At 69.7% G+C, this 26,708-nt stretch carries 29 protein-coding genes; 16 read left to right on the forward strand and 13 right to left on the reverse strand.

The genetic code is table 11. The features are described 5' to 3' along the window. Positions 1-56 precede the first annotated feature (56 nt). From I4Q42_RS09390 to I4Q42_RS09410, 5 genes are read right to left on the reverse strand one after another with little or no spacing between them, the layout of a single operon-like run. Entirely contained in the window at positions 57-539 is a 483-nt protein-coding gene (locus tag I4Q42_RS09390; protein WP_198575805.1) for a hypothetical protein, read from the reverse strand. A gap of 5 nt (positions 540-544) precedes the next feature. Continuing rightward, a complete protein-coding gene (pseI, locus tag I4Q42_RS09395) occupies positions 545-1,600 on the reverse strand; it encodes a pseudaminic acid synthase (RefSeq protein WP_198575806.1) in 1,056 nt (351 codons plus the stop codon). A 54-nt stretch (positions 1,601-1,654) separates the two neighbouring features. Further along, on the reverse strand, positions 1,655-1,954 hold the full coding sequence (locus tag I4Q42_RS09400; protein ID WP_198575807.1) for a hypothetical protein: 300 nt from the start codon (positions 1,952-1,954) through the stop codon (positions 1,655-1,657). A gap of 15 nt (positions 1,955-1,969) precedes the next feature. Next, positions 1,970-2,302, reverse strand: a complete 333-nt coding sequence (locus I4Q42_RS09405) for a DUF5615 family PIN-like protein (RefSeq protein ID WP_198575808.1) — start codon at positions 2,300-2,302, stop codon at positions 1,970-1,972. Then, on the reverse strand, positions 2,299-2,544 hold the full coding sequence (locus I4Q42_RS09410) for a DUF433 domain-containing protein (protein ID WP_198575809.1): 246 nt from the start codon (positions 2,542-2,544) through the stop codon (positions 2,299-2,301). The genes I4Q42_RS09405 and I4Q42_RS09410 overlap by 4 nt, the downstream gene beginning before the upstream one ends. Before the next feature lie 27 nt (positions 2,545-2,571). Here I4Q42_RS09410 and trxB point away from each other — a divergent pair, with 27 nt between their 5' ends. After that, the gene (gene trxB, locus I4Q42_RS09415) at positions 2,572-3,579 is read left to right on the forward strand and encodes a thioredoxin-disulfide reductase (RefSeq protein WP_198575810.1); all 1,008 of its coding nucleotides are present in this window, start codon (positions 2,572-2,574) and stop codon (positions 3,577-3,579) included. Positions 3,580-3,583: 4 nt separating this feature from the next. On the opposite strand, the gene I4Q42_RS09420 is transcribed toward trxB, so the two are convergent. Both I4Q42_RS09420 and I4Q42_RS09425 read right to left on the reverse strand, forming a co-directional pair. After that, entirely contained in the window at positions 3,584-4,816 is a 1,233-nt protein-coding gene (locus I4Q42_RS09420) for a cell wall hydrolase (RefSeq protein ID WP_198575811.1), read from the reverse strand. A gap of 16 nt (positions 4,817-4,832) precedes the next feature. Next, complete coding sequence (locus I4Q42_RS09425; RefSeq protein WP_198575812.1) at positions 4,833-5,309, reverse strand: Dps family protein; 477 nt, start codon at positions 5,307-5,309, stop codon at positions 4,833-4,835. A gap of 78 nt (positions 5,310-5,387) precedes the next feature. Here I4Q42_RS09425 and I4Q42_RS09430 point away from each other — a divergent pair, with 78 nt between their 5' ends. From I4Q42_RS09430 to nadC, 5 genes are all read left to right on the forward strand, one after another. Continuing rightward, the gene (locus tag I4Q42_RS09430; RefSeq protein WP_198575813.1) at positions 5,388-7,781 is read left to right on the forward strand and encodes a hybrid sensor histidine kinase/response regulator; all 2,394 of its coding nucleotides are present in this window, start codon (positions 5,388-5,390) and stop codon (positions 7,779-7,781) included. Between the two features lie 205 nt (positions 7,782-7,986). Further along, on the forward strand, positions 7,987-9,072 hold the full coding sequence (gene nadA / locus I4Q42_RS09435) for a quinolinate synthase NadA (protein ID WP_198575814.1): 1,086 nt from the start codon (positions 7,987-7,989) through the stop codon (positions 9,070-9,072). 39 nt (positions 9,073-9,111) lie between these two features. Further along, positions 9,112-10,638 carry an L-aspartate oxidase gene (locus I4Q42_RS09440; protein ID WP_198575815.1) on the forward strand — a complete coding sequence of 509 codons (1,527 nt, stop codon included), beginning with the start codon at positions 9,112-9,114 and terminating at the stop codon, positions 10,636-10,638. A 29-nt stretch (positions 10,639-10,667) separates the two neighbouring features. Then, positions 10,668-11,294, forward strand: coding sequence for a Uma2 family endonuclease (locus I4Q42_RS09445; protein WP_198575816.1), 627 nt, complete (start codon positions 10,668-10,670; stop codon positions 11,292-11,294). Positions 11,295-11,308: 14 nt separating this feature from the next. Then, complete coding sequence (gene nadC, locus I4Q42_RS09450) at positions 11,309-12,151, forward strand: carboxylating nicotinate-nucleotide diphosphorylase (RefSeq protein ID WP_198575969.1); 843 nt, start codon at positions 11,309-11,311, stop codon at positions 12,149-12,151. A 173-nt stretch (positions 12,152-12,324) separates the two neighbouring features. Here the strand turns inward: nadC and I4Q42_RS09455 are convergent, their stop codons facing one another. Then, positions 12,325-13,485 (reverse strand): acyltransferase family protein, encoded by a 1,161-nt coding sequence (locus I4Q42_RS09455; protein WP_198575817.1) that lies wholly within the window; start codon positions 13,483-13,485, stop codon positions 12,325-12,327. A gap of 124 nt (positions 13,486-13,609) precedes the next feature. On the opposite strand from I4Q42_RS09455, the gene ygiD reads away from it, so the two are divergent. The 5 genes from ygiD to I4Q42_RS09480 all read left to right on the forward strand — a co-directional run bounded on the left by ygiD (position 13,610) and on the right by I4Q42_RS09480 (position 18,174). After that, positions 13,610-14,380: a 4,5-DOPA-extradiol-dioxygenase gene (gene ygiD, locus I4Q42_RS09460; protein ID WP_198575818.1), complete on the forward strand. Its 771-nt coding sequence runs from the start codon at positions 13,610-13,612 to the stop codon at positions 14,378-14,380. Positions 14,381-14,636: 256 nt separating this feature from the next. Continuing rightward, positions 14,637-15,347, forward strand: coding sequence for a hypothetical protein (locus I4Q42_RS09465; protein WP_198575819.1), 711 nt, complete (start codon positions 14,637-14,639; stop codon positions 15,345-15,347). 91 nt (positions 15,348-15,438) lie between these two features. Next, positions 15,439-15,948, forward strand: a complete 510-nt coding sequence (locus I4Q42_RS09470; RefSeq protein ID WP_198575820.1) for a hypothetical protein — start codon at positions 15,439-15,441, stop codon at positions 15,946-15,948. 211 nt (positions 15,949-16,159) lie between these two features. Continuing rightward, positions 16,160-16,705 (forward strand): DUF1697 domain-containing protein, encoded by a 546-nt coding sequence (locus tag I4Q42_RS09475; RefSeq protein WP_198575821.1) that lies wholly within the window; start codon positions 16,160-16,162, stop codon positions 16,703-16,705. Between the two features lie 182 nt (positions 16,706-16,887). Continuing rightward, positions 16,888-18,174, forward strand: a complete 1,287-nt coding sequence (locus I4Q42_RS09480; protein WP_198575822.1) for a TraB/GumN family protein — start codon at positions 16,888-16,890, stop codon at positions 18,172-18,174. A 9-nt stretch (positions 18,175-18,183) separates the two neighbouring features. Here I4Q42_RS09480 and I4Q42_RS09485 read toward each other — a convergent pair whose 3' ends face one another. Next, entirely contained in the window at positions 18,184-18,888 is a 705-nt protein-coding gene (locus I4Q42_RS09485; protein WP_198575823.1) for a DJ-1/PfpI family protein, read from the reverse strand. 95 nt (positions 18,889-18,983) lie between these two features. On the opposite strand from I4Q42_RS09485, the gene I4Q42_RS09490 reads away from it, so the two are divergent. Next, positions 18,984-19,925, forward strand: a complete 942-nt coding sequence (locus I4Q42_RS09490; protein ID WP_198575824.1) for a GlxA family transcriptional regulator — start codon at positions 18,984-18,986, stop codon at positions 19,923-19,925. A gap of 9 nt (positions 19,926-19,934) precedes the next feature. On the opposite strand, the gene I4Q42_RS09495 is transcribed toward I4Q42_RS09490, so the two are convergent. Further along, positions 19,935-20,489: a DUF1003 domain-containing protein gene (locus I4Q42_RS09495; protein ID WP_198575825.1), complete on the reverse strand. Its 555-nt coding sequence runs from the start codon at positions 20,487-20,489 to the stop codon at positions 19,935-19,937. 142 nt (positions 20,490-20,631) lie between these two features. On the opposite strand from I4Q42_RS09495, the gene I4Q42_RS09500 reads away from it, so the two are divergent. Then, positions 20,632-20,814 carry a YegP family protein gene (locus tag I4Q42_RS09500; protein ID WP_198575826.1) on the forward strand — a complete coding sequence of 61 codons (183 nt, stop codon included), beginning with the start codon at positions 20,632-20,634 and terminating at the stop codon, positions 20,812-20,814. A 75-nt stretch (positions 20,815-20,889) separates the two neighbouring features. Beyond that, a complete protein-coding gene (locus tag I4Q42_RS09505) occupies positions 20,890-21,687 on the forward strand; it encodes an SDR family oxidoreductase (protein ID WP_198575827.1) in 798 nt (265 codons plus the stop codon). On the opposite strand, the gene I4Q42_RS09510 is transcribed toward I4Q42_RS09505, so the two are convergent. Next, positions 21,650-22,696 (reverse strand): cell wall hydrolase, encoded by a 1,047-nt coding sequence (locus I4Q42_RS09510; protein WP_408611062.1) that lies wholly within the window; start codon positions 22,694-22,696, stop codon positions 21,650-21,652. The two genes, I4Q42_RS09505 and I4Q42_RS09510, sit on opposite strands and share 38 nt — an antisense overlap. Before the next feature lie 424 nt (positions 22,697-23,120). Between I4Q42_RS09510 and I4Q42_RS09515 the strand changes: the two genes are divergently transcribed. Beyond that, entirely contained in the window at positions 23,121-23,324 is a 204-nt protein-coding gene (locus I4Q42_RS09515) for a hypothetical protein (protein WP_198575829.1), read from the forward strand. Between the two features lie 117 nt (positions 23,325-23,441). Here I4Q42_RS09515 and I4Q42_RS09520 read toward each other — a convergent pair whose 3' ends face one another. After that, positions 23,442-23,822 (reverse strand): YybH family protein, encoded by a 381-nt coding sequence (locus tag I4Q42_RS09520; RefSeq protein ID WP_198575970.1) that lies wholly within the window; start codon positions 23,820-23,822, stop codon positions 23,442-23,444. A gap of 71 nt (positions 23,823-23,893) precedes the next feature. Between I4Q42_RS09520 and I4Q42_RS09525 the strand changes: the two genes are divergently transcribed. After that, positions 23,894-24,436 carry a GNAT family N-acetyltransferase gene (locus I4Q42_RS09525; protein ID WP_198575830.1) on the forward strand — a complete coding sequence of 181 codons (543 nt, stop codon included), beginning with the start codon at positions 23,894-23,896 and terminating at the stop codon, positions 24,434-24,436. Positions 24,437-24,576: 140 nt separating this feature from the next. Here the strand turns inward: I4Q42_RS09525 and cckA are convergent, their stop codons facing one another. Continuing rightward, positions 24,577-26,640 carry a cell cycle histidine kinase CckA gene (gene cckA / locus I4Q42_RS09530; RefSeq protein WP_198575831.1) on the reverse strand — a complete coding sequence of 688 codons (2,064 nt, stop codon included), beginning with the start codon at positions 26,638-26,640 and terminating at the stop codon, positions 24,577-24,579. Between the last annotated feature and the right edge of the window lie 68 nt (positions 26,641-26,708).

The raw sequence follows: 26,708 nt of genomic DNA on the forward strand, positions 1-26,708 counted from the left end.
CCCTGTCCTTCGGGGTGTATTGGGCCTTCCAGAAATTCGACCGTCGCTGACGCCGCCTAGCGGTCGTCCTGCACGAAGACGTAGGGCGCCAGCGCCTCCAGCACCGCCTCGGGCGAGGCGTCGAGGTCGTTGAGCACGACCATCGGTTCGGCGATCAGCGCCGCATGCCCGGTCGGCCTTAGTTTCAGATACAGCCTCTGCTGCACGGCCGACCGCACCGTGTAGGTCTCGATCCGCGCCAGAGCGATCCGCCCCCAGGGCAGGAACAACAGACGCCGCGACCAGGGCTTGCGCCAGCGCACGCCGTCCTCGGCGACGACCAGCGCCGTTCCCCTGCCGATGAAGGCTTCCAGGGCGATCCACCCGAACAGCAGGCTGAACGTGACGCCGATCGCGAAGAACGAGATCGCGATAGTCCGGTCCAGGCCCCAGGTGACCGCGCCGGCGATCAGGAACCCACCGAAAACCATGATCGAGCCGAGGACGAAGCCTCGGTCGGATCGGCGGAAGACGACGCGGCCGGCGACAGTCTCGGACACTGGGCTCAGCCCACCATGTCCCAGGCCAGGGGCTCGCCGCGCGTCAGGGCGCGGGCGGCGGGACGGCCCAGCACCTTGTCGAGATCGGCCGGCGGCAGGCCGATGCCCGGACGCACCGAGCGGACGTTGTCGCGGCTCAGGATCGCCCCGGCCGGCACGTCGGCGGTGACGTAGAGCGAGCGGCGGTACTGCAGGTTGGCCTCCTCGGAACCCAGCACGTCGTAGTGGGCGCGGCCGAGCGCGGCCCAGGCGTTCTTGGTGTCGTCGACCAGGGCCTTGAACTCGACCGGCTCCAGGCTGAAGGCCGAGTCCGGGCCGCCGTCGGCGCGCGCCAGGGTGAAGTGCTTCTCGATGGCCGCGGCGCCCACCGACACCGCCGCCACCGAAGCGGCCGTGCCCGGCGTGTGGTCCGACAGGCCGATCGGGCAGCCGAAGCGGGTCGCCATGTCGGCCACGGTCCGGACGTTGGCGTCGGCGAAGGTGGCGGGATAGCTCGACACGCAGTGCAGCAGCAGCACGCCCGCCGCCCCGGCTTCCAGCGCCGTGTCGCGCGCGGTCTGGATCTCGGCGAGGTTGGCCATGCCGGTCGAGATGATCAGCGGCTTGCCCTTGCTGGCCGCATAGCGGATCAGCGGCAGGTCGACGGCCTCGAACGAGGCGATCTTGTAGGCGGGCGCGTCGAGCCCGGCCAGCAGGTCGACCGCCGTCTCGTCGAAGGGGCTGGAGAAGATCGTCACGCCCCGCGCCCGGGCCCGCTCGAAGATCGCTGCATGCCACTCGAACGGCGTCTGGGCCTCCTGGTAGAGCTCGTAGAGGCTTCGGCCGTCCCACAGGCCGCCGTTGATCTTGAACTCCGGCCGGTCGACGTCGAGCGTGATGGTGTCGGCGGTATAGGTCTGGATCTTGATCGCGTCGCAGCCGGTGTCGGCGGCCGCGTCGACCATCGACAGGCAGCGCTCGAGGCTGCCGTTGTGGTTCCCCGAGAGCTCGCAGATCACATAGGGCGGATGGTCCGCGCCGATCTTGCGGCCGGCGATCTCGATTTCGGGCGAGGCGGTCATGGGCTGAAACTCACGCGTTTGGCCTATATTAACCCTGAAATCGTGGACGAGGCGTCAATCGCCCCCGCCGCCCCCGCCGTCACCGCCCCCGCAGCTTCCGCCGTCCGAGGATCCGCAGTCCGACGATGAGCTGCTGTCGGTGCTGGAATAGGTGGAGCCGCTGCTGTCGCCGCCGTCGCCCCTCTTGCCGCCGGCCTTGGCCTCGGCCGGCTTGGCCGACTCCAGCGCCGTGCCCAGGCCCGCCCCGATGGCGACGCCGATCGCGATGCCCACGGCGATGTTGTTCGTCGCCAAGCCCAGCCCGACCCCGATCGCCGTCCCGGCCCCGATGCCGATCGCAAGTCCGCCCTTCATGACTTCCCCTTCAACTCAGCGACCTATCTCAATGACGGCCGCATCACCCGCCAAGGCTTGCCGAAGCTCGCCCAAGGCGCCTTCCATTCGCGCCAGGAGCATCTCACGGCTCATGTTTCCAAACCGAACCCACAGCACTCTGGCGCGTGGTGTTCTGTGCCGCGACCATTCGACGAAGTCACGGTCCTTGGTGACGATGATGTAGCCCTCGCTCAAGGCCAGATCCCAAATTTCGCCATCGGACGCCGACAGCAGACCCAGCTCCGCCAAATGATCCGCCGACAGGTCATGACCTCGCAGCCAGTCGGCCAGGGACAGCGGGAGCTGGGCGTCGATCAGCAGCTTCAAGCGGCGACGACGGTGGTGTCGGCGACAGCAGCGGCGGCATAGGCCAGCGCGGCGCGGATGTCGTCGGCTTCGAGATAAGGATACTCTTGGAGGACCTCGGCGGCGCTCATGCCCGCCGCCAGCATCTCCAGAACATCCTGCACACGCACGCGCAGACCGCGGATGCAGGGGCGGCCTCCGGCCTTGCCGGGTTCGATCGTGATGCGTTCCAGCAGCGGGTTCATGGCGTCAATGTAGCGCACGAGCGGAATCGCGCCTAGATATCCGCCATGTCCACGACCGCTCCCCGCCACACCCGCTGCCTGATCATCGGTTCGGGCCCCGCCGGCTACACCGCCGCCATCTACGCCGCCCGCGCGCTGCTCAAGCCCGTGCTCATCGCCGGCATCCAGCCGGGCGGCCAGCTGACCATCACGACCGACGTCGAGAACTATCCTGGCTTCGCCGACGTCATCCAGGGCCCCTGGCTGATGGACCAGATGCGCGCCCAGGCCGAGCACGTCGGCACCGAGTTCGTCAGCGACATCGTGCTGAGCGCCGACCTCTCCAAGCGCCCGTTCCACATCAAGACCGACAGCGGCCAGGAGTGGTTCGCCGAAACCCTGATCATCGCCACCGGCGCCCAGGCCAAGTGGCTGGGCCTGGAGAGCGAGAGCAAGTTCCAGGGCTTCGGCGTCAGCGCCTGCGCCACCTGCGACGGCTTCTTCTATCGCAACAAGGAAGTCGTGGTGGTCGGCGGCGGCAACACGGCCGTCGAGGAAGCCCTGTTCCTCACCAGCTTCGCCAGCAAGGTGACCCTCGTCCACCGCAAGGACGAGCTGCGGGCCGAGAAGATCCTGCAGGAGCGCCTGCTGGCTCACCCGAAGATCGAAGTCGTCTGGGACAGCGCCATCGACGAGGTGCTCGGCGACAGCGATCCGGCCGGCGTTACCGGCGTGCGCCTGAAGAACGTCAAGACCGGCGCCACCACCGACCTGAAGACCGACGGCGTGTTCATCGCCATCGGCCACGCCCCCTCGTCTGAGCTGTTCGCCGGCCAGCTGGAAACTGGTCCGGGCGGCTATCTGAAGGTCAAGCCGGGGTCGGCCTCGACGGCCATCGAGGGCGTCTACGCCGCCGGCGACGTCACCGACGACGTCTACCGCCAGGCCGTCACCGCCGCCGGCATGGGCTGCATGGCCGCCCTGGAAGCCGTCCGCTTCCTGGCCGAGGAAGACCACAAGAAGGCCCACCACCCGATCAGCCACACCGAGGCCAACGAAATCGGCGCCTGGTAAGGCCCTACTGCCCCGGAAGCCCCGGCCGCTCCGTTCCGAAATAGCTCTTCTTCTTGGGCGCGGGCGGCGGCGGGGCTGACGGCGGCGTGGCCGCCGGGGCGACCACCGCGGTCGGCGGCGCGTCCATCGGCGCCAGCGCCTTGTTGATCTTGTCGATCTCTTCGGGCGTCGGCGCGCGGCGCCCGCCGCGCATGGCCGTGGTCGGATCGCCGGCCAGCGGCGCCAGGATTTCGACCACCCCGTCCGGCCCGACGATGTGGGCGACCTCGCCGGTCTGGACCGGCAGGACCGCCGCCCCGGCGCTTTCCGCCCGGGCCTGGGCCAGCACCTCGGGCGGCGCCGCCTCCAGGGTGCGCGGATCGGCGCCCATCAGGATGTCGGCCGAGACCGTCTCGTCGCCCGAATAGCGCCCGGTGAAGGCCGCCCGCGTCCCCGACCGTCCGGTCCAGCGATAGAAGACGTGAACGCCCAGGGTCTTCAGCTTGACCAGGGTCGGCGCCCAATACGGATAGACGTAGTCGGCGTGATAGTGCGTCGCCGCCCCGACCTCCTTCATCACGAAGCCCGACAGGGCCCGCTTGGCCACCAGCTCGGCGTTGGTCCACAGCACCGGATTGACCGGCCGCGACAGCGAACCGTCGCAGGTGAAGCTGAACTGGCAGCCCGTCCGGCGCGACGCGCCTTCGTAGATCACCCCGCAGATCGACTTGGGATAGCCCGGGTGGCGCACGCGGTTGATCACCGTCTGGGCCACGCCCTGCTGGCCGGCGACCGGCTCAAACCCGGCCTCGAAATAGACCGCCTGGGTCATGCACAGCAGGGCCTTGGCGCGCTCGGTCTCAGCCCCCGTCAGCATGAAGGGCCTGGAGGGCTCGATCGCCAGCGTGCTCTGCGGCCGATAGGCGTTGATGCGGCGGGCGTCCTCGAAGTCCGGCTCGCGATCGCCCAGCCGCGGGACCTCCGCCAGGTTCAGCCGCTCCCAGCCCTCGACGCGGCCCCAGTAGTCCTTGTGCGGGCGCGGATCGTGGCGACGGGCCAAGGCCAGCATGGCAGGGTCCATGTCGGCGACGTAGCGGGCTAGGCCCGCCTCCGACAGCGCGCCGGCCTCGCTCGCCACCCCCGCCGCCCGGCCGTGCTGGCGCGGCAGGTGATAGGCGGTGGCGCACGCAGAAAGGCCGCCGACGGCGATCAGCGCCGCGGCGGCCTTCAGGTCCGGTTGTCGCCTTCTCGACGGCATGACCGGGATGTTCAGATCACTTGCTCAGGGTCGAGCGCAGCATCCAGGCGTGCTTTTCGTGGGCCGCCAGGCGCTGGGTGTAGAGATCGACCGTGGCCTCGTCGCCCGCCTCGTCCGGCGCCTCGATCGCGCCGCGCAGGGTGGCGATCACCGTCTCGTTGTCGGCCAGGAGTTCCTTGATCATGGCCTCCCAGTCCTGCTCGCCGTCGCCGTCCTTGATGCTGGAGAGGTTGCCGAAGGCGGCGTAGCCCTGCGGCGCCAGCTCGCCCAGGGCGCGGATGCGCTCGGCGATCAGGTCCAGGGCGGCCCACTCTTCGTTGTATTGGCCTTCCAGCAGGATGTGCAGCGATTGGAAATAGGGACCGCGAACATTCCAGTGATAGCCATGCGTCTTCAGATAGAGCGCGTAGCTGTCGGCCAGGACCTTGTTCAATCCCTGCGCGATGTCAGCGCGTTGCTTGGCCGAGATGCCGATGTTCGGAGCGGTCGCCATTCATGATCTCCCGTGTTGCGTGTCCTAGGTAAGCGTGTCCATGCTCATGGCAAGCCCGCTTCTGAGCGCGGAGCAAGAATGAACAAGAATGATCCGCTCCCCCCGGCGTCGAAGCCACACCGTTCGACGTCCGCCCTGCTAAGCGCCTGGCTCATACCCGAGGTTCCGCCGCCGGCATGGCGCGCCGCGACGGCCGCGGCGATCGCCACCATCGCGGCCCTGGGCATGCGCTTCGCCCTGCTGGGACCCGACCAGGCGATCGGCGCGACCCAGGCCTTCTTTCCGGCCATGGTGCTGGTCACGCTGTACGCCGGCTGGCGCTGGGGCCTCGTACCGATCGCCGCTGGCGGGGCCCTGGCCTGGTGGCTGTGGGGCGGACGCTACGGCGAGGCCCTGAGCGATTCCGAGAGCGCCTGCATGGTGCTGTACGGGATCTCGGCCATCGCCACGACCACCGCGGCCCACGGCCTGCGCGAGGCCGTCGCGAACCTCGCCGAGGCCCGTCACCGCCAGCTCGACGCAGAAACCCGCCTGGACGCCACCCAGGCCGCCGCCGGCGTCGGTCCCTGGGAATGGGACGTGACCACGGGCGACCTGCACCTGTCGCCGGCCGCGCGCCGCAACCTGCGCCTGCCGCTCGACGTCCCCCTGACCTTCGACGACGTCGCCGCCGCCGTGCATCCCGATGACCGCGCCCAGGTGCGCGAGCAGATCCGCCAGGCCGTCAAGAGCGGGCCGATCTACGAGGTCGAGTACCGCCTGGTCGACAGCCAGGAGGGGGAACGCTGGATCCACGGTCGCGGCCAGATCCAGCGCGGCCCCGACGGCCGCGCCCTGCGGGTGCTGGGCGTCAATTTCGACGTCACCAAGCGCCGTCAGGCCGAGGAAGGCCTGCGCGAAAGCGAAGCCCGTTTCCGCGCCCTGGCCGACAGCGCCCCGGCCCTGATGTGGATCACCGGCCAGGGCGGGGCGCGCGACTTCGTCAACGCCGCCTATGTGGACTTCGCCGGCGCCGACTACCGGGCCGCCCTGACCCTGGACTGGCGCACCCGCATCCATCCTCAGGACCTGCCGGGCATCCTCAAGGCCCAGATCGCCGGCGAGACCTCGCGCAAGGCCTTCAGCCTGGAGGCCCGCTATCGCCGGCCCGACGGCGAGTGGCGCTGGCTGAAGTCGTTCTCGCAGCCGCGCTACGGCCCCGGCGGCGCCTTTGCCGGCTTCATCGGCATCGCCTTCGACGTCACCGAGGCCAAGGAGGCCGAGGCCCAGTTGACCGGCCTGAATGAGCGCCTGGCCGACAAGGTCGAGACAGCCGTCGCCGAGCGCGACCTGGTGCAGGCCGCCCTCAACCAGTCGCAGAAGCTGGAGGCCATTGGCCAGCTGACCGGCGGGGTGGCCCACGACTTCAACAACCTGCTGACCGTGGTGATCGGCGCCCTGGACGTGGTGCAGCGCCATCCCGGCGACGCCCGCCGCCGCGACAAGATGATCGACGCGGCCCTATCGGCCGCGCGGCGCGGCGAGAAGTTGACCCAGCACCTGCTGGCCTTCGCCCGCCGCCAGCCGCTCAATCCCGAGATCTGCCGCGTCGACCGCGTCATCGCCGAAAGCGAAGCCCTGCTGCGGCGGGCGGTCGGCGAGGTGCTGCCGCTGAAGCTCAGCCTGGGTTCGGGTACGCGGACGGCCTTGATCGACGCCAGCCAGTTCGAGGCGGCCCTGCTGAACCTAGTGGTCAACGCCCGCGACGCCAGCCCGCCTGGCGGCGCCATCGTCGTCGAGTCCGGCCCCGAGACCCTGAAGGAGGGGCGCGGCGAGCTGAAGCCCGGGGCCTATCTGCGGGTCGCGGTTCGCGACGAAGGCCACGGCATGGACGCGGCGACGATCGCCCGCGCGTTCGAGCCGTTCTTCACCACCAAGGCCACCGGCAAGGGCACGGGCCTGGGGCTCTCGCAGGTCTACGGCTTCGTGCGCCAGAGCGGCGGCGAGGTCGAGATCGCCTCCAGGCCCGGCAAGGGCACGACGGTGTCGCTGCTGCTGCCGGCCAGCCACGAGGGCGCCATCCTGCAGGCCGCCCCGGTCGCCGCCCCCGCCCCGCGCCCCGGCGTCGAGGTGCTACTGGCCGAGGACGACGCCGAGGTCGGCGACCTGGTCGAGGCCATGCTGACCGAACTGGGCCACCACGTGCGCCGGGCCGGCGACGCCGACGAAGCCCTGATCGTCGCCCGCGCCCATCCGGAGCTGGGCCTTCTGGTCACCGACGTGATCATGCCCGGCGACAAGAGCGGCGTGGACCTGGCGGCGATCCTGTCGGCCGAGCGTCCGGACCTGCCGATCCTGCTCAGCTCGGGCTATACCGGCCAGGAACTGGCCCAGGCCCGGGCCACGCCCTGGCCCCTGCTGAAGAAGCCCTACGCCCTCGACGCCCTGGTGCGGGCCATCGACCAGGCGTTCGAGGCCCGGCGGATGCACTGACCAAACCGGCGCCGCCGCAGCTAATCGAACGGCGCCGTACGATTTTTCGTCCGCATGCTTTGCATTCGCGGAACGAGCCGCTATATCTGGATAGCCCCTTATGCTCACTTTCAGCATAAGTCGCGACGCCGGAGGGAGCCGCAACCTTCGTCCGGCGTTTTTTGAGGCCCAGGAAATGCTCACTTTGAGCATAAGAGAGGACGACATGGCCGACGGTTTCGCGCCCCTCGCCTTCACCGCCGACATCGAAGCGGAGACCGCCGCCGTCTGGGACAAGGTCAAGCACCATGTCACCCCGATGGAATGGCGCCTGCACGCCCCGCTGATCGTCGAGATCAACCGGCTCAAGCGCGAGAAAAACGCGGCCATCCTGGCCCACAACTACATGACGCCGGACATCTTCCACGGCGTGGGCGACTTCGTGGGCGACAGCCTCGCGCTCGCCAAGGAAGCCGCCAAGAGCGACGCCAAGATCATCGTCCAGGCCGGCGTGCACTTCATGGCCGAGACCAGCAAGGTCCTCAGCCCCGACAAGAAGATCCTGATCCCCGATTTGCTGGCCGGCTGCAGCCTGGCCTCGTCGATCACGGGCGCCGACGTCCGGCTGATCAAGCAGCGCCATCCGGGCGTGCCGGTGGTCACCTACGTCAACACCACCGCCGACGTGAAGGCCGAGACCGACATCTGCTGCACCAGCGCCAACGCCGTGCAGGTGGTCGAGTGGGCCGCCAAGGAATGGGGGACCGGCAAGGTCATCCTTATCCCCGACGAGTTCCTGGCCCGCAACGTCGCCCGCCAGACCGACGTCAAGATCATCGCCTGGGCCGGTCACTGCGAAGTCCACAAGCGCTTCACCGTGCAGGACATCGCCGACATGCGCGCGGCCTGGCCCGGCGCCGAGGTGCTGGCCCACCCCGAATGCCCGGCCGAGATCCTCGAGGCCTCGGACTTCGCCGGCTCGACCGCGGCGATGAACGACTACGTCGCCGCGCGAAAGCCCGCCCAGGTGGTGCTGATCACCGAGTGCTCGATGGCCAGCAACGTCCAGGCCGAAAGCCCCGGCACCCAGTTCATCGGTCCCTGCAACATGTGCCCGCACATGAAGCGGATCACCCTGCAGAACATCTACGACGCCCTGGTCCACGAGCAGTACGAGGTGACGGTCGACGCCGACATCCTCGACCGCGCCCGCCAGGCCGTGCAGCGGATGATCGACCTGCCCCCGCCCGCCGCCCCGGCCCGCTACGACCTCGTCAAGGCGCGCCACCACGTGGACGTGGAGCTGATCTAAGCCTCCTTCGCCCTTCCCTCTCCCCAGGGAGCGTTTCCAGTGATCCAACGCGTAGATTTCGACGGCCCTGTCATCCTCGGCGCGGGCCTCGCCGGCCTCACCGCAGCGCTCGCCGCGAAGACGGCGCTCGTCCTGTCGCCGACGCCGCTGGCCACCGGCTGCTCCAGCGCCTGGGCGCAGGGCGGCCTGGCCGCCGCCCTGGCCGGCGACGACACCCCGTCGCTGCACGCGGCCGACACCATAGCCGCCGGCGCCGGCCTGTGCGACGGCGACGCCGTGGCCCTGCTGACCCGCGAAGGCCCCGCCGCCGTCCGCGCCCTGGCGGCGCTGGGCGCGCCGTTCGACCGCAAAGCCGACGGCGACTTCGTGCTGAGCCTCGAAGCCGCCCACTCCAAGGCCCGCGTCGCCCGCGTCGGCGGCGACGGCGCCGGCGCGGCGATCATGGCCGCTGTCATCGCCACGGTGCGCGCGACGCCAACCATCGAGATCCGCGAAAATGCCCGCGCCCGCCGTCTGCTCCAGGACGAGACCGGCCGCGTGGTCGGGGTGCTGGCGCAGATCGACGGCGAGCTGGTCGAGATCCGCAGCCCTGCCGTGATCCTGGCCACCGGCGGCGTCGGCGGCCTCTACGCCGTCACCACCACCCCGACCCAGGTGCGCGGCGAGGGCCTGGGCCTGGCCGCCCTGGCCGGCGCCGAGATCGCCGACCCCGAGTTCGTGCAGTTCCACCCCACCGCCATCGACTTAAGCGCTTATGGGGGCCGCGATCCCGCGCCCCTGGCCACCGAGGCCCTGCGCGGCGAAGGCTCGATCCTGCGCAACACCGATGGACGCGCCTTCATGACCGACTATCACCCGGCCAAGGAACTGGCGCCGCGCGACGTCGTGGCCCGCGCCATCCATGCCGAGCGCGCCGCCGGCCGCGGCGCCTTCCTCGACGCCACCACGGCGGTCGGCGCCCACTTCCCGCACGAGTTCCCGGCCGTGTTCGAGGCCTGCCAGAGCGCAGGCGTCGACCCGCGCCGCGAGATGATCCCAGTCACGCCCGCCGTGCACTACCACATGGGCGGGGTGGCCACCGATCTGGACGGCCGCGCCAGCCTGCCCGGCCTCTATGCCGCCGGCGAATGCGCCTCTACCGGCGTGCAGGGCGCCAATCGCCTGGCCTCCAACAGCCTGCTAGAAGCGGCCGTGTTCGGCGCCCGCGCCGGCCGCGCCGCGGCGGCCGAGAAGGCGACCGGTGGCGAGCCGGTCTCCCTCGCGCCCCTCCCCGACCTGCCGGACGCCGCCTTCCAGGCCCTGCGCCAGGCCATGAGCCGCGACGCCGGCGTCATCCGCGACGCGGCGGGCCTGGCCCGTCTGCAAGCCGAGATCGCCGCTCTGGAGACCGCCCACGGCACCTGCCCGCCCCTGGTCGCCGCTCGCCTGATCGTCGACGCGGCCCTGGCTCGCCAGGAAAGCCGCGGCGGCCACTACCGCGCCGACTTCCCCGAAAAGGATGTCCCCGCCCGCACCTTCGTCACCCTCGATCCCGTCCAGGCTTGTTTGCGCCACGCCGCGGAATAGTGGTACGTAAGGGGAACGGAGACGCGACCATGAGCACGCCGTTCGGTCCATCTGACAGCCCGTTCGACGGATCGCCGGAAGGCTTTGCCGAACAAGGCGTGACCGAGTTCCTGCTGACCGTCGACGACCTGGAGACCATGCTCCGGGCGGGCGTATTCGATCGCGACGATGCGACCCGCGTGGAACTCGAAGACGGAAGGCTGGTGCGGATGTCGTCGGAGTCGCTGCATCACGCGCGGGCGGCCGCCCGTTTGTCGCTGGCGCTCAATCTGGCCCTCACGCGGCTGGACATGGCGGACCGCTTCGAGGTGCTCAACGGCGGAACAGTCCGCGTTTCCGACTTCTCGGCCTTCGATCCGGACGGCGCCGTCATCGCCCGCGACGCTGAGGCCTTCTTCCTGCGCCCCGACCAGGTTCTCCTGGTCATCGAGTCCTCGTTGGCGACGCTGAAACGTGACCTTGGCTCCAAGAGCCACGCCTACGCGGCTGCCGGCATCGCCGAATACTGGGTGATCGACATCAAGCACACCCAGCTTCACGTCTTCCGCCGCCCGGTTGCAGGCGACTGGACCGAGCGCCTGATCCTGACCGCCGCCGACAGCGTCTCGCCGCTGTTCGCTACCGACGCCGACATTGCCCTAACGAGCGTATTTTGACCGCCTCTCCCCGCATCGAGCCGCTGCCTGACCTTCTCGTCCGCCCCATCGTCGATCTGTCCCTGGCCGAGGATCTCGGCCGGGCCGGCGACATCACGGGCCTGGCCTGCATCGACGCCGACGCACGGTTGTCGGTGCTGTTCGCCAGCCGCCAGGATGGCCGCGTCGCGGGCCTGTCCTGCGCACGCCTGGCCCTGGCCGCCCTCGATCCGACCGCCAACTTCGAGGTCGTCACGCCCGACGGCGCCGACGCCGCGCCGGGGACGGTGCTGGCCCGCGCCGAGGGCAACGCCCGCGCCGTGCTGGCCGCCGAGCGCACGGGACTGAACCTGCTGGGCCGCCTCTCGGGCATCGCCACCCTGACCCGCGCCTATGTGCGCCTCGTCGAGGGCACGGGCGCGACCATCGTCGACACCCGCAAGACCACGCCGGGCCTGCGCGCCCTGGAGAAATACGCCGTGCGCTGCGGCGGCGGGGTCAACCACCGCTTCGGCCTCGACGACGCCATCCTGATCAAGGACAACCACGTCGTCGCCTGCGGCGGGGTCGGCGAAGCCGTCCGCCGCGCCCGCGCCTTCGCTGGCCATCTGGTAAAGGTCGAGGTCGAGGTCGACGGCCTGAACCAGCTGGAAGACGCCCTCAAGCACGGCCCCGACGTCGTCATGCTCGACAATTTCAGCCTCGACGATCTGAAGACCGCCGTAGCCCTGGCCAAGGGCCGCGCGGTGCTGGAAGCCTCGGGCGGCGTCAACCTGACCACGGTGCGGGCCATCGCGCAGACGGGCGTGGACGTCATCAGCGTCGGCGCGCTGACCCACTCCGCGCCGGTTCTGGATATCGGCCTGGACGCGGCCTGAGGGCCGTCCCTCTTTTAAACTCCCGTCATTCCCGCCCTTGTGGCGGGAAACCCTCTCTCAGCCGCAAGGGCGCACGGGGCGGACCGCTGGCGGTCCGCTTGCTCTTCACGTGCGCGCGGAAGCAGGGGTTCCCGCCACAAGGGCGGGAATGACGGGAAGTAAGGGCGCCGCTCCTAGCGCCCCCTGCCCCGCACCCAAGGCATGATCCGGTCCTGCACCGGCTGATCGACATAGGTGTGGAACAGGAAGGCCGCGCCGATCGCCAGCGGGAAGCCGGCGATCCACATCAGCCATTGCCAACCGATGCCGATCGGCACGGTGTCGATCAGCTTGTGCACGGCGCTCCAGTAGATCACCCCGACCAGAATGTGGGTGATGAACAAGGCGAAGGAGAGCTTGGCGCCCTCCTCGATCCAGGCCTTGGGATGCTTCACCGGCAGGCGGCCGGCGCCGAGGATGATGGCGGCCAGGCACACCAGGCTGGGCAGGTCGAAGCGGCCGATCAGCTGCAGGATCACCAGGCCCACGCAACCGGCGGTCAGCAGGACCGTGGCGGTCTTCTCCGAAGGCCAGTTCAGCTCGACCGCCCGCGCCAGGCACAGGCCCAGCAGGAACAGCGGCAGGGCTCGCAGCACGCCGATGCGCAGCGGCAGGTCCGACAGGCCGATCGACACCTCGGAAAAGCCGAAGCCGTTGGTCCGGCGCGAGGCGACGTCGAAGGCCGCGACCACGACGGCGGCCGCCGCGATCGGCAGCCACGGCCGCCGGGTCCAATTGGCCGCCCGCCAGAACCACGGGAACAGGGCGTAGCAGACGATCAGCGCCGACAGCGACCAGCTGGGCAGGTTCCAGCCGTCGCTGTTGAAGCCCCAGGCGTGCATCAGCATGGCTTGCAGCGGCAGCTGGTCCCAGGCGAAGCGCGAGGGCTTGTGGGCGTCGGTGCCGATGAGGTTGAGCGCGAAGACCAGGCCGGCCATGGCGGCCAGCACCATCAGGTGTCCCGGCCAGACGCGGGCGGCGCGGCGCAGCCAGAACTGGAAGTGGGTGATCCGCCCCGAGATCGCCGATGGCCCGTAAGCGCGCCCGAGCACATAGCCCGACAGCATCAGGAAGAAGTCGGTGGCCAGGTAGCCGCGCGCGAACACCGGGTGGAAGCGCTCGATCCGCATCGGGCTCTCGGCCCCGAAGTGGTAGACCACGATCAGCAGGGCCGCGAGCAGCCGCAGCAGGTCCAGCGCGCCGCCCCGGGTGGCCGGGCGAGAGGCGTGGACGACGGGGGACGCGGTAAGGTCGGCCGGGGGGACCGACTCCGAGGATGACGACGGCAGGCTCACGGCGCAGGCCTTAACAAAGCCGAGCCGCCGGGGGAAGCGGCGGAAGGTCGCGCTGGACGTCCTTGATCCCCTAAGGGCCGCACCCTATCTGTAACTGCATAAGTATCTAATTGGACTTCCCGCCATGACCCGCATGCCCGCCCTGTTCGTCGGCCACGGCTCGCCGATGAACGCCATCGAGGACAACGCCTGGAGCCGCGCCTGGGCGCAGCTGGGCCGCGACCTGCCCCGTCCCAAGGCCGTGCTGATGATCAGCGCCCACTGGGAGACCTCGGGCGGCGCCGCGCTGAGCGCCTCGGAGCGTCCCGAGACCATCCACGACTTCGGCGGCTTCCCCCAGGCGCTGTTCGACGTCCAGTACCGCGCGCCGGGCGATCCGGCCCTGGCGGCCCGCGCCGCCGAACTGCTGGCGCCGCAGCGCACCGCCCTGCATCCGACCCGCGGCCTCGACCACGGCGCCTGGGGCGTGCTGCTGCCGATGTATCCCGACGCCGACGTGCCGGTGGTGCAGCTCAGCCTCGACCGCGGCCAGCCCAACGCCTGGCACTACGAGGCCGGCCGCAAGCTGGCGGACCTGCGCGACGAGGGCGTGCTGATCATCGGCAGCGGCGACATCGTCCACAACCTGCGGGCCGTGAACTTCCGCAGCGGCCAGACCCCCGACTGGGCGCCGCGCTTTAACGACACCGCCAAGGCCCTGATCGCGGCCGGCGACCACCAGCCGCTGATCGACTGGGAGACCCTCGGCGACGACGCGGCCCTGTCGATCAACAGCGCCGAGCACTACCTGCCCCTGCTCTACGTGCTGGGCGTGCAAGGCCAGGGCGAGACGGCGTCGTTCTTCACCGACGACGTCTTCGCGGCGATTTCCATGACGGGGGTGCGGGTGGGGTAGCGCCTCTCAGGCCCTGCCGTCTTCCGGTCAGTCCCGCCCCGGAACCGGGGGCCTCACCGATACCGACATTGTTCCGGTGAGCGGATGGCGTCAGCGTCCGCCAACAGGCCTCTAAGCGACGCAAGCGGAAGCCCAGCGAGACATGGTCGCTCAGCTGAGCTGGCTCAGAGGCGGCAACGTCTCCTGCCCACTCTTGCCGAATGTTTCGGGATGGATAAGCCTGCCTCTGAGCGGAGCTTCCAGTTGGGAGGTGGCATTGCGCGCCTGGGCGTTGATCATGATGCTGAGTGTCTCGGGGTGTGCTTACGTCGAGCACCCCAGCGTCGGCGCCATCGCCAGGATCGAGACCGGACTGGCCGTCTTGCAGGACGTGGAGATCGTCGGGGTGGGCGACAGCGAGGGTATCAACCACGCAGCCCGTACGCGCGTGCGAGATGTTCGCTGCTCGACCTCAGAGGCAGGGCGGGCGGTCTGCCGCTATGAGGCCGCCCGTCTCGGGCCAGCGGCGGACTGGCGTGAACGGCGCCAGATCTTTGTCAGGCGCGCCCCTCGGCCCGGTGAACTCGGCGCCAATGGTTGGACGCTCGAACCGGCGGGACCGCAATCGGGAGATGCCACCGAACATCGTCCTTCACTCTACGAACTTGGACTTTGGGATCCGCCCGCGACGCCCAAGATCCGCGCGTCCGACATCCCGCCGCCTCTCAATCCAGCGGATGAGGAAACGCTTTTTGCGCATTTCCCGCCAGGTGAATGGGCCAGGGCGCTCTCTGCGGGTGGCCGCGGCGCCATCGCCTCCGAACAGGTCAGGAAGGTGACCTGCGTAGGTCTCCAGACGACCTACATGCTATGCAGTTGGGAGCAGCATGTCGGAGCCAGATGGCGACAACTGACCCAGTACGCCAATATCAGTCGAACGGATGGCCGCGAAGTCATCCTGATCGATCATGCTAAGATGGAACCTTGAATTCTTTTCGAATGAAGGCTCAGGAAAGCTATCGCAGCACATGCTACGATGACGCCTTTCGCCTCTATCCGCAGCTGTGCTAATCTGCGCCATGCTTGCATCTGCATTGATCGCCATTGCTGTTCAAGTTGCCCCGATCCCACCAGCTTTGCCGCAGGACCCCGGGCCAGAACGCAGAGCCGCAGCGGCGGCTTTATTTCCTCGTGAGGCCTATATCTCTGAATATAGCCACGGCATGGCAATGGCCGCCAGCCGATTATCAGCCGAGATTCTGAACGAGCGCGGCGCGAACGCTTACGATCGCGATTTCAGGCTGTCGGACCGTCTCATCGCGCGAGCGAAGTCAGCGCCCGAGACAATAATTGATCAAGCTATACAATGCGTCGCTGAACCAATTGCCCAACGGCTCTATGTTCCTGACCTGGTCGCTCTGAAGGCCTTCGCCGCAAGTCCGGAAGGACGAAACTTCTGGTCCTACTTTCTCTACAATCAGCCTTGGGTGGCTTGCTTTGACCGGCCAGTGCGAGAGTACCTTGCGCCTTTCGTGGAGCAGGATCTGGCGGTCGTCATGGCAGAGAAGCCCGGCCGCGCGCGGCGCTGACAGCTGAGCGCCTGACGACTCCCCGTCCATCTTGGCTGATCTCAGAACGGTGCGCTTCGTGGCAAGGTGCGTCAGGGCCTCAGCGTCGACGCCTACTTTCCGCAAGCCACCCCACCTCTGCCAATCCGGAGTCCGCATCGCCGGCCTCAAATCCACCGCGACGGCGGCTCGCCCAGGGCTTAAACAGCCGCCTCGTTCGAAAGGCCCGACCATGTCCCTCCACATCGCCCTGCTGCGCGGCGTCAACGCCGCCGGTGGTCGTCTGATCACCGCCGACGAGCTGACCAGCCTGCTGACCGATCTCGGCCACACCGAGGTCCGCATGGGCCCCAAGGTCGGCGACCTGGTGTTCGAGAGCGGCGAGCGCACCGGCGCGGAACTTCAGACCCAGATCGAAACCGAGCTGATGGCGCGCCTGGGCCTGCGCACCGATGTCTATGTCCGCACCGCCGAGGCCTGGCGGGCCCTGGTCGCGGCCAACCCGTTCCCGGACTTCGCGGCGGCCGATCCGGGCTGGCTGATGACCCTGTTCTGCAAGGACACCCCCGACAAGAAGGCCATGGGCGCCCTGCGCGCGGCGATCCGCGGAACCGAGCAGGCCCGAGCCGAAAGCCGCCAGATCTATGCGATCTATCCCGACGGCGTCGGCGGCTCGAAGCTGACCACCAGCCTGGTCGAGAAGACCCTCGGCACGCGGATCACGGGGCGGACCTGGACGGCGGTGCTGGCGCTCGCCGATATGCTTGAGCCGGTCTAGTCCTCACTGTCTTTCCTGTCGCCATCGCCCCGCCCCGAGTCGGACGCTTGACGTGAGGGTTGGTGGAGGCGCCACGGGCCAATGCAAGCGCAGGCCTTGCCTCGGCATGGCCGCGTTTTAATTGGCTGTCCCAACCACGCCGCGATAGACCACGATCAGTTGAGTCGCCTGGTGGGGAACACGTGCGGAGAGTTTATCGGGGTCTGTCGGGCATCCTTCTGGCCACCCTCGGCGCCTTTGCGACCAGCGCGGTCGCCCAGGAGGCGACGCCCTCGCCCTTCCCTTCGCGCCTCGCCCAGGCGATCGCGCCTCTGGACGTCAATCCGGACGGCCTGTCGGGCGCGGGCGCGCTTGTCCTGTCGGAGGCAGTCGCCGCCAGCCGCTACGTGCTGATCGGCGAGACCCACCACACCCGCGAGATCCCGGCCCTCACGACCCAGATCTGCCGCCTGATGGCGCCGTCCGGCCTGACCGCCATGGCCATCGAGACCGGCCCCGAAGCGGCCCGCGTCGTCGATTCCGCCATGCGATCCGAAGACCGCGAAGCCCGGATCGCCGATTTCGTGCGCACGCATCCAGACGGGATCGCCTTCTTCAACGGACGCGATGAAGTCCGCATGGCCGGCGATTGCGCCGCCACCGCCGGGCCGAAGTTCAAGCTCTGGGGATTGGACCAGGAGTTCCTCGGATCCAGCGGCCCTCTGCTTCAGGAAATGCTGGCCTCGAGGCCAGGGCCCCTCGCGCGGGCCGCCCTCACCGGTCTTGCCGCCCAGGACCGGGAAGCGACCGCCGCCGCGCTCGCATCGGGTTCGCCTTTCGACCTCTTCCTGCTCTCGGCCAAACAGGACGATCTTGATCAGGCCGCCGCCGCGGTCGCGCGCGATGGCGGGGCGCGCGTTCGCTATCTGTTTGGCCTGCTGACGGAAACCCGCGCCATCTATCAGGCGTCGCAGTCGGGCCAGGGCGACGCAAACGGGCGCCGCGCGAGGCTGATGAAGCGCACATTCGCCGCCCATCTGGCCGAAAATCCTGGCGCGAGGGTCCTGCTGAAGTTCGGCGCCAACCATGCCTACAAGTCGCTCAATCCGCTCAATCAGCGCGACCTCGGCGCCTATGTGGCCGAGCGCGCCGAGGGCGAAGGCGTCTCGGCCCTGCACATCATCGTGTTGGGGGCCAGGGGCTCGGTGGCTGTTTATGGCGGCGTCGGGCGGCCCGCCGTCGTGCGGTCCTTCGACAGGGTTGACGACAAGGGCTCCGACTGGCGCAAGGACGCCACGCTCGCGAAAGCGGCCGACGCCGCGCCGGGATCGTGGATGCTCGTGGATCTGCGGATGCTCAGGACCAAGAGCTTGCTGGCGTCAGCACCCGCGGAATGGCGTGACCTGGCGCTTGGCTACGATATCGCCATTCTGGCCCCGACGTTCACCGCATCCAGCGTGCTCGGCGTCGAGAAACCCGCGACGCGCTGATCTCATCGCTCAAGCCGGCACGACCTCGCCCTTCCCCAGCTTCGCCGCCGCCGCGACGGCCGCCGCCACCCGCTCGTCCATGCCGTTGTCGTAGATCCGCCGCACCCGCGCCAGCACCTCCGGCGGCGCGAGCTCGGGCCGGCCCGACTGGAACGGCGGATCGGGCGCGTATTCCACCGCCAGCTGGATAGCCTGGGCCACGCCCGGCCCGGCGATCTCGGCCACAAGGGTCAGGGCGAAGTCGACGCCGGCCGTCACCCCGCCGCCGGTGACGAAGCGGCCGTCGCGCGCCACGCGGGCCTCGTCGGGGATCGCGCCGAACAGCGCCAGCTGGTCGCGCCAAGCCCAGTGGCAGGCGGCCCGCTTGCCCTCCAGCAGTCCCGCCGCCGCCAGCACCAGCGAGCCGGTGCAGACGCTGGTCACGTAGCGCGCGCTCCAGGCCAGCCGCTTCACCTGATCCAGGAACGCCGCGTCGCCCATCGCCTGGGTCACGCCGAAGCCGCCGGGAATGCAGAGGATGTCGCACGCCTCGATCTGGTCGAGCCGCGCCAGATGGGCGAAGATCAGGCCATCGGCCTCGACCTCGCCGCCCTCCAGACTGGCGACGGTGATCGCTGCGCCCGGCAGGCGCGCCAGGATCTGGTGCGGACCGGTGAAGTCGAGATGGGTCACGCCCGGAAACAGGGCGAAGACGATGCGGATCTGGTCGGTCATGAGGAGCCCTCCGGGTTTGACGACCGAGGGTCTCCCAGCTAGCGTTCGGCGGAAATGACGGAGATCCCTCGATTTCCGCCAGACAGGGTCAAACTATGCCTCGCGCCGTCGGCATGCTGGTCTATCCCGGCTTCCAGCTTCTGGACGCGGCCGGCCCGATCTCGGCCTTCGAGATCGCCGCCCGCTTCGATCCCGGCGCCTATGGCCTGTTCCTGGTCTCCCGCGACGGCGGCTGGACGCCCAGCTCCTCCGGCGCGGCCTTCGACACCCTGCCCTTCGACAAGGCCCCGGCCCTCGACACCCTGCTGGTGGCCGGCGGCGACGGCGTGAAGGCCCCGGCCACCTGCGAGACCACCCTGGCCTATGTGCGCGACACCGCCCGCACCGCTCGCCGCACGGCCAGCGTCTGCTCGGGGACCTATGTCCTGGCCGCCGCCGGCCTGCTGGAGGGCAAGCGCGCCACCACCCACTGGAGCCGCACCAAGGACTTCCAGAGGCGCTTCCCCAATGTGCGGCTCGAGGCCGACCGCATCTGGGTGCAGGACGGCGACCTGTGGAGTTCGGCCGGCATCACCGCCGGCATCGACCTGGCCCTAGCCATGATCGGCGCCGATCTGGGCGAGGCGATCGCCAAGCGCACCGCCCAGCAGCTCGTCGTCTATCACCGCCGCCCGGGCGGCCAGTCGCAGTTCTCGGCCCTGCTGGATCTCAAGGGCGGCCGCTTCGATCCGCTGCTGGCCTGGGCCCGCGAGAACCTGGCGCGCTCTCTCAGCGTCGAGGACCTGGCAGAGCGCGCCGCCATGAGCCCGCGCAACTTCGCCCGCCTGTTCGCCGCCGAGACCGGATCCACCCCGGCCAAGGCCGTCGAGCGCCTGCGCGTCGAGGCCGCCCGCGCCCTGCTCGACAGCGCGCCCCTGCAGGTCGAGGACATCGCGCTCGAGTCGGGCTTCGGCGACTCCGAACGCATGCGCCGCGCCTTCATCCGCGTCTACGGCCAACCGCCCCAGGCGCTGCGGCGCGCGGCGAAGGCGGGTTAGTTCGAGGGATCACCCGCCCCGCAACGCCTTCACCTCGGCCCGCAGTTCGTCCAGGCACGCTGTATTGGCCCGCGCCATCTCCGACAGCTCCGCCACCCGCAACGCGTCCAGCTTGTCGTGCAGCCGCATGATCTCCAGCTCGGCGCGCAGGTTGACGACATAGTCGTGCTCGGCCGCCTCGCGGTCCTTCGTCGACTGCCGGTTCTGGCTCATCATGATGATCGGGGCCTGGATCGCCGCCAGGGTCGACAGCACCAGGTTCAGGAAGATGAAGGGATAGGGGTCGAAGGCCTTGTGGAACGGCATGAGGGCCAGGTTCAGGATCACCCAGGCCGCCAGGATCGCCGAGAAGCTGCCGATGAAGCCCCAGGAGCCGCCGATCGCCGCCACCCGGTCGGCCAGCCGCTCCCAATAACTCCCTTCCTTCTCCCGAAGGCCAGGCTCGATCGCCGTCGGGGCCTCGGCGGCGATCAGGTCGATGACGCTGCGCTTGACGTCCGACAGGTCGCCATAGGGCTCGCCCAGCAGGGTGCGCGAGAGGTGGTCGAGTTTTTCCGCGCTCATGAATCCGTCCGGTCTGCCGAAGCGGCATCATCCGACGGCCCGAGCGTCACGGCAACGCGGTTGACACCATCACGCCCGCGGCGCGAGGCTCGCTTCCGTCGGCTGGTCGACCAACGGCCCGCCATCATACTGGGAGTTCCAGATGGCCCATAAGTTCGTGATCAAGAAGAACAAGGGCGGCGAGTTCGTCGCCTACTTCGTCTACAACAGCGAGAACATCTTCTGGACCGAGGGCTATTCCTCGAAGGCCGGGGCCAAGAACGCCATCGAGTCGATCAAGAAGAACGGCCCGCCGGCCGAGATCGACGACCAGACCGACGACTGACGCTCGCGCGACCTTGACCCCTCCCCGTCGGTCGCTGTCTGATCGGCGATAATCAACAACGACGGGGAGGCGGCCATGGCGGCTCGCAAGGCCATCTTCATCACCGGCGCGGCCAGCGGCATCGGCCTGGCCAGCGCCAGGCGGTTCGTCGCCGAGGGCTGGCTGGTCGGCCTGTCCGACATCGACGAGGCGGGCCTGGCCCGCGCCCAGGCCGAGCTCGGCGTCGACGACGCCTCGGTCCACCCCCTCGACGTGCGCGACCGCGAGTCCTGGACGCCCGCGCTCGAAGCCTTCGTCGCCCGCTCGGGCGGACGGCTCGACGTCCTCTTCAACAATGCCGGCGTCGCCCGCTTCGGGGCCTTCGCCGAGATCGGCGCCGAGGGCGACGACCTGATGCTGGCGGTCAATATCGGCGGCGTCGTCAATGGCGCGCGGGCCGCCCTGCCCTTCCTGCAAGCCACGCCCGGCGGCGGGCGGCTGGTCAACATGGCCTCGTGCGCGGGGATCTACGGCTCGCCGGGCCTAGCGGTCTATTCGGCCACCAAGTTCGCGGTGCGGGGCCTGTCGGAGGCGCTGGACGCGGAATTCGCGCCCTTGGGCGTGGGCGTGACCTGCGTCATGCCGTGGTTCGTCGAGACACCGATCCTGCACAGCTCCCAGCCGGGCAAGAACATCGACATGGGCGAGGAACTGCGCAAGAGCGGCCTGCCCGTCTACGGCGTCGACGAGGCGGCCGAGACGGTGTGGCGGGCGGCGCACGGCCGCGAGCTCTATTATCTGGTGGGCAAGCGGGCCAGGCAGATGAAGTTCATGGCCCGCCTGGCCCCAGGCTTCCTCAGGAAGCGGCTCCGGTCGCAGCCGCGGCCGGCCTGACGGCGTCGCTCTTGTCGGCGCCGGTCTTGGTCGGGTGCATGGCCGGGGCCGAGGCCGGTTCGGGACCGACCTTCTCCGGGCCGCCCATGCCGCCGCCGTCCTTGGCCACGGCCATGGCGTTGGCGACATAGATCACCGGCTTGCCGTCGGCGGTCGGCGCCTGCGGCAGGCTGGTCAGGACGGGGGCGTCGGGCAGGTCGTCCACGGTCGAGGGGCGCGGCTGGCCGGTGAAGGCCCCCGGCGCGCCGGCGCGGCCGCCAAAGCGATAGAACACGTGCATGCCGACCTGGGCGACGCGCATCAGGCGCGGGCCCCAGTTGGGAGCCACGCCCGTGGTGTGGAAATGGGTGGCCGCGCCGACTTCCGACATCACCGTGCCGGCGAGAGCGCGCGAGGCGACCTTCTTGGCTCGGTTCCAGGCGCCGCGCTCGTGCGGGCTGCGCATCGAGCCGTCGCAGGCGAAGCTGAACTGGCAGCCCGTGCGGGCGTAGGCGCCCTGGAACACGACGCCGCAGATCGACTTGGGGAACGAAGGGTGGCGTACGCGGTTTAAGACGACTTGAGCCACCGCGGCCTGGCCGCTGGGCGTCTCGCCCCGGGCTTCATAATAGACCGCCTGGGCCAGGCACTCGAGTTCGCGCGAGCTTTCCAGCGCGTTGGCGAGGTGGAACGGCGCGGCCGCCGGGCTGAACGAACCGCCCAGGCTGGCGCGCAGCAGCAGCGGCTGGTCGTCGGCCTTGTCGGCGCCGTTGCCGAGGCGAGCGGCCAGCAGGGCCGCCTGGCGATCGCGCTGGGCGTCGCCGGCGACAGTATAGGGGTCATGGCGACGGGCGATAGCAAGCGCCCCGGCGTCCATGCGCGACGCGGCCTGATGCAGCGCCGCTTCGGAGTAGCTCCCCGCGGCGCCATCGGCCAAGCGCGTCACGCGAGCGTGCTGAGAGGCGGTCTGGGCCATGCCCCCCGCCAGATAGACGCCGCCCAAGGCCAGACCCGTGACGGACCCGACCAATACAGCGCCGATCAGCCCGCGCGCGTCAGCGCACGTCTGCGACTTGATATTCAAAACTTGCGTCCTGCGCGGCGAGGGCGCTGCGGCCCCCCGACAAAAACGCTCCCAAGACACCCGGAAAAAGCACTGTCGGGCCGGTCTGGAAGCGGAGGTTCGACCGTTCGCAATAAGGCCGAGATCCTGCTTATGGCAGGTCTTATGACCGAACTATGACCGAGTCGCAAGCCGCTGCTGCACCGCAGCATTGATTTTGCCCGGCTTTTTGGCGTTCCGGGCCATTAACACTTTGATTCACAGGAAAAACCTCGACGCGCGAGAAAACGCCGCAGCAGCCAGGTTTCGACGCGATCGAACGCCTTGTGTCGGAACCTCGACCAAGCCTCACCGTTAACCGGTGCAGTAAATTCGCCGCCCGGAAGACCCCATGACCCGCCCCGCCATCAGCCTCCTCGCCGTCCTCGCCCTGGCCGCCCTGACCAGCGCTTGCGGCCACAACATGGAACAGCGCGCGGCCAGCGGCGCCATCGCCGGCGCGGTCGTCGCCGGCCCCGTGGGCGCTGTCGTCGGCGCCGGCGCGGGCGCGGTGGTGGACACGGCCTCCAAGCCCGCCCCGAAGAAGCGGCGCTAGACCCCCTCCGGCCCTCCGGGCCACCTCCCCCAGAGGGGGAGGATCTGGTCGGCGTGATCGATGCTCCCCCTCTGGGGGAGCTGTCGCGGAGCGACTGAGGGGCCGCCGCAGGCGGTCTCACCCCAGCGTCACATACAGCTCGTTCTCGATCATCCACTGCCCGGCGACCTTGCGCCAGGTGGCCAGGTAGGTCCCGCTCTGGGTCGCGCCCTCACCTTTCCAGGTCCCGACCCAGCGCCCCTGCTCGGCCGCCCGCGCGCCCTCGGCGTCGAGCTCGATCAGCGCGCTGGTGCGCACGTAGGAGACGAAGTCGCGATCGGCAAACTGGCCGGCGAAGGCCTCGATGATCTGGTCGCGGCCCAGCAGCAGCGAGCCGTCGCCGGCGATCAGCCGGGCCTCGGGCAGGAAGAACGGGACCAGCCGCGCGGCGTCCTTGCCGGCGATCAGCCGGTTGGTGAGCTTGCGGCGGGCGGCGACGGCGTCCTGCGGCGCGATCATGAACTTGCGGGTCCCTTCCTGGCTAAGGTCGATATAGGCTGCGCCGTCCATCCTCCGCAAACCGGACCCCGATGCCCCTCGACCACCTCGCCGCCCCCGCCCCGCCCGTCCTGACCACGGCGCGCCTGACCCTGCGCCCGCCGCAGATCACCGACTTCGAGGACAGCGTCGCCATGTGGTGCGAGCCGGAGGTCTATCGCTATGTCGGCGGCCGGGCCTCGACGCGCGAGGAAAGCTGGGCGCGGCTGCTGCGCGCCCGCGGCCTCTGGGCCCTGCTCGGCTACGGCTACTGGGCCGCGCGCGAGACGGCCACCGGCCGCTATGTCGGCGAGGTCGGCTTCGCCGACTTCCACCGCGACATCGAACCCTCCTTCGAAGGCCTGCCGGAGATGGGCTGGGTGCTGAGCAGCCGCATCCACAACCAGGGCTTCGGGACCGAGGCGGTGAACGCCTGCCTGGCCTGGGGCGAGGCCCGCTGGGGCGCCGATCCCGTCGTCTGCATCATCCACCCCGACAACGCCGCCTCCCTGGCCCTGGCGGCCAAGACCGGCTTCGTCGAGCGCACCCGCACCACCTACAAGGAAAGCCCGACGGTGCTGCTGCAGCGGGGGTGACAGCCTTCGCTCTCGACACCCCTCCCCGTAAAATCCCCGCGAAAGCGGGGACTCAGGTGTTTTATCGTCGAGCGCCGCGGGTTTGAGAAAAGCCTGGGTCCCCGCTTTCGCGGGGATTTTACGGATCTAGGGATCTAGCCTCAAGCCGCCTGCAGCTGCTGCTTCACGCGCTCGGCCAGGGTCTTGATGTCGATCGGCTTGGGCAGGAAGGTGACGCCCGTCTCGCCTTCGAGCAGATCGCTGAACTCGGCCTCGGCATAGCCGCTGATGAACATCACCGGCGCATTGCCCAGATAGCCGCGCGCCTTCTTCAGCAGGGTCGGGCCGTCGATGCCCGGCATGATCACGTCGCTGATCAGCAGGTCGATCTTGCCGGCGTTCTCCTCGGCGATGATCAGGGCCTCCTCGCCGTCGCTGGCCTCCAGCACCTCGTAGCCGCGGGCGCGCAGCAGGCGGGCGGCGACGCCGCGCACGGCGTCCTCGTCCTCGACGAACAGGATGCGGCCGGCGCCCGACAGGTCGCGGGCGGCGCGGGGCTTGGGCGGCTCGGCGGCCACCACGGCCGCCGCGGCGGCCTGGGCCGGGGTCGGCTCGTGCACGGGCAGGAAGATGCGGAAGGCCGCGCCCTCGCCCGGACGGCTGTGGACGTGGATCCAGCCGTCGCTCTGCTTGACGATGCCGTAGACGGTGGCCAGGCCCAGGCCCGTGCCCTCGCCCACCGGCTTGGTGGTGAAGAACGGGTCGAAGATCTTGCCCATCACCTCGGGCGGGATGCCGGGGCCGTCGTCGCTGACCTCGATGAAGGCCTGGTCGCCCTCGGCGCCCGGGAAGCCCAGGCTCTTGGCCTCGTCCTCGTTGAGGCGCGCCGTGCGGATGCGCACGACGCCGCCGCCCTTGGCCGCCCGCACCGCGTCGCGGGCGTTGACGGCCAGGTTCATGACCGCCGTCTCCAGCTGGCTCTTGTCGGCCCGCACCTGCGGCAGGTCCCGGCCGTAGTCGGTGATCAGCTTGACGTCTTCGCGCAGCAGGCGACGCAGCAGCACCTCGAACTCCGAGATCAGCTCGCCCAGCTCCAGCACTTCGCGCTGCACGGTCTGCTTGCGGCTGAAGGCCAGCAGCTTGCGCACCAGGTCGGCGGCCCGCACGCCGGTCTGCCGGATCTCGTTGAGGCCCTCGTAGGACGGGTCGCCCACCGGGTGGCGATGCAGCAGCTCGTCCAGGCGCAGCTGGATGGCGGTCAGCAGGTTGTTGAAGTCGTGGGCCACGCCGCCGGCCAGCTGGCCGATGGCCTGCATCTTCTGGGCCTGGGCCAGCTGCAATTCCATCTGCTTCTGCTCGGACACGTCGATCAGATAGGCCACCAGGCGGCCTTCGGCGCGGTACAGATAGAGATGGGCGATGCGGGTGGGATCGCGGGCCAGGCGCACCTCGAACGGGCCGGCCTTGCCCTCGGCCAGGCGAGTTTCGGCCTCGGTGCGCGACGGCGGGTCGATCAGCTCGCCCAGGGTCATGCCCGCGCGCACCGCGCCGGTCATGGCCGACAGCGCCGGATTGGCTTCGAGAACCTTGGAGTTGAAGGGGTCCAGCCCCTCCAGCAGGGCCGCGCCGAACGGCGAGGCGCCGGAGAAGGCGTCCAGGGCCCGCGGCGGCGGGGCGGCCTGGGCGGCGGGAACGGCGACGGGCGGCAGGGGCGCGGCGACCGGCTCGACCACCGCGGGCAGACGCACCAGCAGGCGGCCGCCGGCCACGCGGGCGGCCAGGGCCGGACGCTCTTGCCCCGCCAGCACGACCACGGCCTCGACCGTCTCGCCCTTGCGGGCGCGGACCAAGGCCGAGAACAGCGAGGCGTCCTTGGGCAGGCGGCGGGCCTCGCCGACGGTGTCGCGCCAGGCCTGGTTGGCCACCAGCACGCGGCCGTCGGCGACGGTCAGGGCGGCCGGCTCGCCCAGGGCCTCGATGAAGCTGTCGGCCACGTCCAGGCCGCTGTCGTGCGCGGCCGAGCCCCGGATGGCCACCAGGCCCAGGATCGCCACGCCGGCGACGCCCGCCAACAGCAGCAGGCCGGCCAGGGTCGCCGGGCCGGCGCTCAGCGCCGGCGCCGTGGCGAAGCCGGCGGCCAGGACGAAGAAGATCGCCGCGCCCCAGATCAGGGGATCGGCGCGGCGACGGGTCACCGTCATGTCTTTCGCGGGCGTCTCGGCCATGCCGACCGAAATCCTTCTGCAACTTGGCGGGGCGGGAGGCTCCCCGACGATTCGTCCGGTAAGGATAC

Source organism: Caulobacter hibisci (assembly GCF_016135805.1).
Classification (GTDB): domain Bacteria; phylum Pseudomonadota; class Alphaproteobacteria; order Caulobacterales; family Caulobacteraceae; genus Caulobacter; species Caulobacter hibisci.